Source organism: uncultured Amnibacterium sp. (genome assembly GCF_964244015.1).
Taxonomy (GTDB): Bacteria; Actinomycetota; Actinomycetes; order Actinomycetales; family Microbacteriaceae; genus Amnibacterium.
On record NZ_CAXTHO010000146.1, the window covers coordinates 1 to 6,718 of the forward strand.

Below are 6,718 nucleotides of genomic sequence, written 5' to 3' on the forward strand. Positions count from 1 at the left end.
CGGTGGCGCTGCGGGACCTCGTGCTCGCGGCCGCCGGTCCGGGGGCGGTGCTGCAGGACGGCGGTGTGCGCACGGCGCACGGGTTCATGCCGCTCGGGGCATACGCGCCCCTGGCGACCACCGGCTCGGCGGACGGGACCCCCCGCGGGCTCGCGTTCAATGTGCACGCGTTCCGCGTCGCGGTGCACAGCGGCACCGGGGAGGTCCGGATCCTGAAGTCGGTGCAGGGCGTCGACGCCGGCACCGTGCTGAACCCCGAGCAGCTGCGCGGGCAGGTGGAGGGCGGCACCGCGCAGGCGATCGGGTCGGCGCTGTACGAGGAGGTGAAGGTCGTCGAGGGGCAGGTGCTGAACCGGACGTTCCGGAACTACCACATCCCGCAGATGGCCGACGTGCCGCCGACGGAGGTCCGCTTCGCCGCGACCTACGACGACCTCGGGCCGTTCGGCGCGAAGTCCATGAGCGAGGCGCCGTACAACCCGGTCGCACCGGCGCTCGCGAACGCGATCCGCGACGCGATCGGGGTCCGCCCGTACGAGCTGCCGATGTCCCGTGACCGCATCTGGCGCCTCCTGCAGTGAGTGGCCCGAGAATGGAGGGGATGAGTTCCGCTCCCCGACGCTTCGCAGCGCTGCGCAACCGCAGCTGCGCGACCTACCTGACCGGTGCGGCGCTGATGATGATGGCCGACAACGTCGAGCACGTCATCACCTACTGGGTGCTGTGGCAGAAGTTCCACTCCCCCGCCCTCGCCGGCTTCGAGGTGATCAGCCACTGGCTGCCCTTCCTGCTGCTGTCCGTGCCGTTCGGGCAGCTCGCCGACCGGTACGACTGCCGGCGCATCATCCAGGTCGGCGCGGTGCTGTTCGCCCTCGTCTCGATCGCATGGGGCGTGCTGTTCGCCACCGACTCCGTGACGATCGGTGCGGCCTGCGTGCTGCTGGTCCTGCACGGCACGGCCGGCGCCCTGTGGGGCCCGGCGGAGCAGCTGATGCTGCACGACTTCGTCGAGCCCGCCGAGCTGCCGAGCGCGGTGCGGCTGAATGCGACGTTCCGCAGCCTCGGCATCCTGTTCGGGCCGGTCGTCGGCGCGCTGCTGCTGTTCGGGCTCGGCGCCGAGCTCGGCATCCTGGTCAACGCGCTCTTCTACGCGCCGATCGTCGTGTTCCTGTTCATCACCCCGTTCACCGGCCACTCCCGGGATGTGGGCGTGCGGCGGGCGCCGCCCGGGCTGCGGGAGACCCTCCGCACCTTCCGGCTCGTGCGGACCGACCGCACGCTGCTGTCGATGCTCGTGCTCGCCGGTCTCGGCTCGTTCTTCATCGGCGCCTCGCTGCAGACCACCATGCCGGCGTTCGCCGACCGCCTCGGCGCCAGCGACGCGAGCGGCCTCGCCTACGGCGCACTGCTATTCGCGACCGGTGCGGGAGGGGTGGTCGGCGGCGTGCTGCTGGAGGCGACGAACCGCATCCCGACCACCGTCGGCTCGGCCGTCGCCAGCACGCTCGCCTACGGCGGCTCGATCCTGGTCTTCGCGCTCACCGGCTGGTACTGGCTGGCGCTGATCCTGCTGTTCGTCGCCGGGATGGCCAACCTGGCGTCGATGTCGATCTCGCAGACCGTCGTGCAGCTGCTCGCGCCGCCCGCCGAGCGGGGTCGCGTCGTCGGCCTCTACGGCATCTCGGCCAACGGGCTGCGCATGGGCAGCGGCGTCACCGTCGGGCTGTTCGGGCAGCTGGTCGGCGTCGCGCCGGCGCTCGCCTGGAGCTCGGGCGTCCTGATCGCCGGCACGCTCGTGGCCGGCGGCATCGCCGAGCGCGGCCGCCGACGCCTCACGCGCTGAGCGGGAGTCAGAGGGTGACGGTTCCGGCGATCACCGTCGTCGTGGCGCCCGCGATCCAGATGCCGTCGGGCCGCCCGCTGACGCGGACGAAGCCGTTCGCGCCGACCCGGACGCCCTGCCGCACGGTGTAGCCGCCCGCGGCGCGCCCGCTGCCGAGGAACCAGGTCGCGATCCCGGCGTTCAGGCTGCCCGTCACCGGGTCCTCGTCGACGCCCAGATCGGGGACGAAGGCGCGGACCTCGAAGTCGGCCGGGCCACCGGCCGGATGCGGGCCGACGACGCCCGTCGGGAACCGCATCGCAGCCAGATCCGGATCGACGGCGAGCACCGCCTCCGCGTCCCGCAGCACCGCGACGACCCAGCCCGGCCCGTTGTCGACCCACTCCGCAGCGAGGACCTCCCCCGCACCGATCCCGAGCCCGGCTGCGATCTGCGCCACCTCGTCGTCCATCGCCGGCCCGGACCGGAGGAGCGGGGGTGCTGCGAACGACCAGCCGTCACCCGCCCGCTGCAGCTCGATCAGCCCCACGCCGCACTCCTGCACCAGCCGATCGGCGGACGATCCGGTGTGCTCGGCCCACGCGTGCGCGGACCCGAGGGTCGGGTGCCCGGCGAAGGGCAGCTCCGACGCCGGCGTGAAGATCCGGAGGCGGTAGTCGGCGGCCGGGTCCTCCGGCGGCAGCACGAACGTCGTCTCGGAGAGGTTCGTCCATCGCGCGAAGGCGCCCATCGCATCGTCGTCGAGGCCCTCGGCATCGAGGACGACGGCGACGGGGTTCCCTCCGAGCGCCGATCCGGGGAAGACGTCGACCTGCCTGAACGCGCGCACGGCCTCAGTCTCCCGGCTCGTCCGCGGATCAGGAGATCGTGCCCATACCGCTGAGCGCTCGGAGACGGGGTGTCGTCGAATTCCTCCGGATCCGCGAACGGGACTCAGAGGGCGCGGGCGCCGTCCGAGGGGCTGACCGTGAAGGGCACCGGTTCGTGCCAGCCGCGGTCGGCGAACACGCGGAGGACCCGGGCGGCGAGCGCCTCCGCCTCACCGGCGGGCAGGAGGGCGATGGCGCAACCGCCGAAGCCGCCGCCGGTCATGCGCGCGCCGATCGCGCCGGCCGCCTGCGCGGTCTCCACGACGACGTCGAGCTGCGGTACGGAGATCTCGAAATCGTCGCGCATCGAGACGTGGCTCGCGTCCATCAGCCGTCCGAACCGGTTCAGGTCGCCCGCCTTCAGCGCGGCGACGCTCTGCAGCACCCGGGCGTCCTCCGTCACGACGTGCTTCACCCGTCGATACGTCACGTCGTCGAGCAGCTGCTCGGCGCGCGGGAGGTCGTCGACCGTCAGGTCCCGCAGGGCCCCGACGCCGAGCGCCGCGGCGCCGCGCTCGCAGGCTTCGCGGCGGTCGCGGTACCCGCCGGTCGCGTGCTGGTGCTCGACCTTCGTGTCGATCACGAGCAGCACCAGGCCCGCGGCGTCGAAACCGAGCGGCACCTGCTCGACCGCGAGGCTGCGGCAGTCGAGGAACACCGCCGCGTCGCGCTCGCCGAACACGCTCGCGGACTGATCCATGATCCCGGTCGGCGCTCCGACGGCGATGTTCTCGGCCCGCTGGCCGATCCTGGCGAGCTCCGCCCGGTCGAGCCCGAGGCCCCACACGTCGTTCACCGCGACCGCGACCGCCATCTCGATCGCCGCGGACGACGACAGCCCGGCCCCGACGGGGACGTCGGAGTCGACGGCGAGGTCGAACCCGCGGCGCCGCGCGTCGGGGTGGCGCTCGCCGATCGCCCACGCGACCCCGAGCGGGTAGGCCGACCAGCCGGAGAACTGGCGCCGGTCCACCGCGGTGAGGTCGGACTCGACGACGCGGTCGTCGAAGGTCGAGATCAGCCGGATCCGGTCGTCGTCCCGCGGGCTGAGCGCGACTGTCGTCGCGCGGTCGATCGCGAACGGCAGCACGAACCCGTCGTTGTAGTCGGTGTGCTCGCCGATCAGGTTCACCCGCCCGGGTGCGCGCCAGAAGCCTCCCGGGTCGGCGTCGTACGCGGCCTGGAACAGCCCGGCGACGGTCTCGGTGCCGGCGGTCACAGCGGACGCTCCGCATCCGCCTTCGCGAGCGCGGTGCGGAGGTGCCCGGCGGTCTGCTCGGGTACGAGGTCGCCGATCCAGGCCCCCATGGCCGCCTCGCTGCCGGCCAGGAACTTCAGCCGGTCGGGTCCGCGGCGCGGCGAGGTGATCTGCAGGTTCAGCCGCACCCGGTCGCGGTCCGTCGAGACGGGCGCCTGGTGCCACGCCGCGATGTAGGGGGTGGGGGTGTCGTAGAGCGCATCGAGCGCCCGGAGCAGCCGGAGGTAGACGGTCGCGAGCTCGTCCTTCTCCGCCTCGGTCAGCTCGGTGAAGTCCGCGACGTGGTGGTTCGGGAGCAGGTGCAGCTCCACGGGCCACCGCGCCGCGAACGGCACGAACACTGTGAACGTTTCGCTCTGCAGAACGACGCGCTCGGAACCCTGCTCGAACGCCAGCAGATCGGCGAACAGGTCGCCGTCGTAGGCGTCGATCTGGCGCAGCAGGGACTGCGTCCTCGGAGTCACATACGGGTACGCATAGATCTGCCCGTGCGGGTGATGGAGGGTGACCCCGATCGCCTCGCCCCGGTTCTCGAACGGGAACACCTGCTCGACCCCGCGCAGCGCCGAGAGCGCGCCGGTGCGCTGCGCCCACGCCTCCACCACGGTCCTCGCCCGGTTCGGCGTCAGGTCCGCGAACGACCCGTACGTGCCCGGATCGAAGCAGACCACCTCGGTGCGGCCGACGGAGGTCCGGGTGCGGCCGACCGCGAGCGCCGTCAGGTCGTCGAGTCCCTCGGGCGCGTTCTCGGCGTCGCCGAGCGCCGGGCCGAAGGACGGCGACCGGTTCTCGAAGACGGCGACGTCGTACAGCGACGGCACCTCGGACGGGTTCGCCTCCGACTGCGGCGCGAGCGGATCGAACTCCGCAGGCGGCAGAAAGGCACGGTTCTGCCGCGCCGCAGCGATCGAGACCCAGTCCCCCGTCAGCAGATCGAGCCGCATCGTCGCCGTCGGCGGCCTCGGGTCGAGGTGCCGCGGGTCCGCGCGGCGCTCGGCGGGCAGCGCCGACCCCGCGTCGTCGAAGTAGATCAGCTCCCGGCCGTCGGCCATTCGCGTCGGCCGAACCACGATGTCGGACATGCTGCCTCCCCGGCCTCGGCGCAGAGGCCTCCGAGAGCCTATCGAGGCGCGTCAGGCCGCAGCGAGGCGGGCGCGCAGCCCCGACCGGACCGCCGGCCACTCGTCGCGGACGATCGAGAACACGACCGTGTCGCGCAGCGAGCCGTCCCGCATCACCTGGTGGTTGCGCAGCACGCCGTCCTGCTTCGCACCGAGGGCCGCGATCGCGCGACGGGACCGCCGATTGTGCCAGTGCGTGCGGAACTCGACGGCGATGCAGTCCAGCTCGTCGAACGCCCTGGTGAGCTGCAGCAGCTTCGCCTCCGGATTCACCTTCGTGCGCTGCGCGGAGGCGGCGAGCCACGTCGCGCCGATCTCGACGCGCCGGTTCTCCGGGTCGACGCTCCAATACGTCGTCATGCCGACCGGGGTGCCGTCGGGCAGGCAGGTGGCCCACGGCACGACGCGACCGGCCGCGTGGGCGGCGAGGCGGCGCTCGATCTCGGCCGGGAGGTCGTCGGGTGCGGGGATCCATGTCGTCCACGTCCGCCAGACCTCGCCGTCCGCCGCTGCGCGCGCCAGCCCGGCCGCATGCTGCGGTCCGAGCGGCTCGAGGCGGACGTGGTCGCCCACGAGCAGGGCGGGGTCGAGCATCGCGCCGGTCACCGCGCCATCGAACCGCATCGCGGCGACCGGCGTGCAGCACCTGCGGCGGTCAGGCGCGTCGACGCCCCGTGACCGCGCCGTAGATCAGCAGCGCGATGATCGCTCCGATGATGGAGCCGATGATGCCGGAGGGCTGCAGCAAGCCGTCCTGCGCGTCGGAGTGGAAGATCAGGAAGCCGAGGAAGCCTCCGACGAACGAGCCGACGATGCCGAGCAGGATCGTCGCGACGATCCCCATGCTCTGGCGGCCGGGAACGACCGCGCGGGCGATGAAGCCGGCGATCAGGCCGACGACGATGACGGTGATGAGGGTGCCGAGAGCGCCCATTGCTGCCTCCTGTGCTGCGCGCCGGTCCGGCGCACGATCGACGCCCGCTTCCCGGGCTGACAACAGTCGACCAGTCACGGAAGGGCGATGGCACACCCCTAGGGGTGTACTTTCCTGGGGATGAGCACCGTGCTGGCGGAACCGATCACGGTGGCGCTCGTCGACGACTACGACGTCGTGCTCATCGGGCTCGCGCACCTGTTCGACGACCACCGCGACCGCGTCGTCGTCGCGGAGATCGATGCGAACGCCGCGCTCCACGATCGGATCGACGTGGTGCTGTACGACTCGTTCGCGCAGCCGGAGTCGGATCACGACGAGGTGGCGGCTCTCCTGCGCAGCGAGAAGGCCGGCTGCGTCGCGATCTACACCTGGAACTTCCGGCCGGAGCTGATCGACGCCGCGCTGCGGCTGGGCGCGAGGGGCTACCTGTCGAAGGCGATGTCCGCGGGCGAGCTGGTGTCGGCGCTGGAGCGGATCCGCGACGGCGAGGTGGTGGTCACGGAGGTGACCGGCCGGGTCGTCAGCGCCCAGGGGCTCGACTGGCCGGGTCGCGAGCACGGCCTCACCGATCGCGAGTCCGAGATCCTCGCGCTGATCACGCAGGGCAGGAGCAACGCCGACGTCGCGACGCTGACCTACCTGAGCCCGAACACGGTGAAGTCGTACATCCGCTCGATCTACCGCAAGATC

The 6,718-nt window shown here is 72.3% G+C and carries 8 protein-coding genes; 3 read left to right on the top strand and 5 right to left on the bottom strand.

The window, feature by feature from the left end; all coding sequences use genetic code 11:
* The coding region (locus tag ACFE67_RS13365; RefSeq protein WP_375407368.1) for a molybdopterin cofactor-binding domain-containing protein at nt 1-581 on the top strand (581 nt) is incomplete at its 5' end.
* 20 nt (nt 582-601) lie between these two features.
* Entirely contained in the window at nt 602-1,843 is a 1,242-nt protein-coding gene (locus tag ACFE67_RS13370; RefSeq protein ID WP_375407369.1) for an MFS transporter, read from the top strand.
* A gap of 7 nt (nt 1,844-1,850) precedes the next feature.
* Here the strand turns inward: ACFE67_RS13370 and ACFE67_RS13375 are convergent, their stop codons facing one another.
* The 5 genes from ACFE67_RS13375 to ACFE67_RS13395 form a co-directional block, all read right to left on the bottom strand.
* Nucleotides 1,851-2,672: a PhzF family phenazine biosynthesis protein gene (locus ACFE67_RS13375; protein ID WP_375407370.1), complete on the bottom strand. Its 822-nt coding sequence runs from the start codon at nt 2,670-2,672 to the stop codon at nt 1,851-1,853.
* Nucleotides 2,673-2,776: 104 nt separating this feature from the next.
* Nucleotides 2,777-3,931, bottom strand: a complete 1,155-nt coding sequence (gene galK, locus ACFE67_RS13380) for a galactokinase (protein ID WP_375407371.1) — start codon at nt 3,929-3,931, stop codon at nt 2,777-2,779.
* Nucleotides 3,928-5,052, bottom strand: coding sequence for a galactose-1-phosphate uridylyltransferase (gene galT / locus ACFE67_RS13385; protein ID WP_375407372.1), 1,125 nt, complete (start codon nt 5,050-5,052; stop codon nt 3,928-3,930). The genes galK and galT overlap by 4 nt, the downstream gene beginning before the upstream one ends.
* 51 nt (nt 5,053-5,103) lie before the next feature.
* Nucleotides 5,104-5,685: a GNAT family N-acetyltransferase gene (locus ACFE67_RS13390; protein WP_375407375.1), complete on the bottom strand. Its 582-nt coding sequence runs from the start codon at nt 5,683-5,685 to the stop codon at nt 5,104-5,106.
* Between the two features lie 61 nt (nt 5,686-5,746).
* Nucleotides 5,747-6,025, bottom strand: coding sequence for a GlsB/YeaQ/YmgE family stress response membrane protein (locus ACFE67_RS13395; RefSeq protein ID WP_375407373.1), 279 nt, complete (start codon nt 6,023-6,025; stop codon nt 5,747-5,749).
* A gap of 120 nt (nt 6,026-6,145) precedes the next feature.
* On the opposite strand from ACFE67_RS13395, the gene ACFE67_RS13400 reads away from it, so the two are divergent.
* On the top strand, nt 6,146-6,718 hold a 573-nt coding region (locus ACFE67_RS13400), incomplete at its 3' end, for a LuxR C-terminal-related transcriptional regulator (RefSeq protein WP_375407374.1).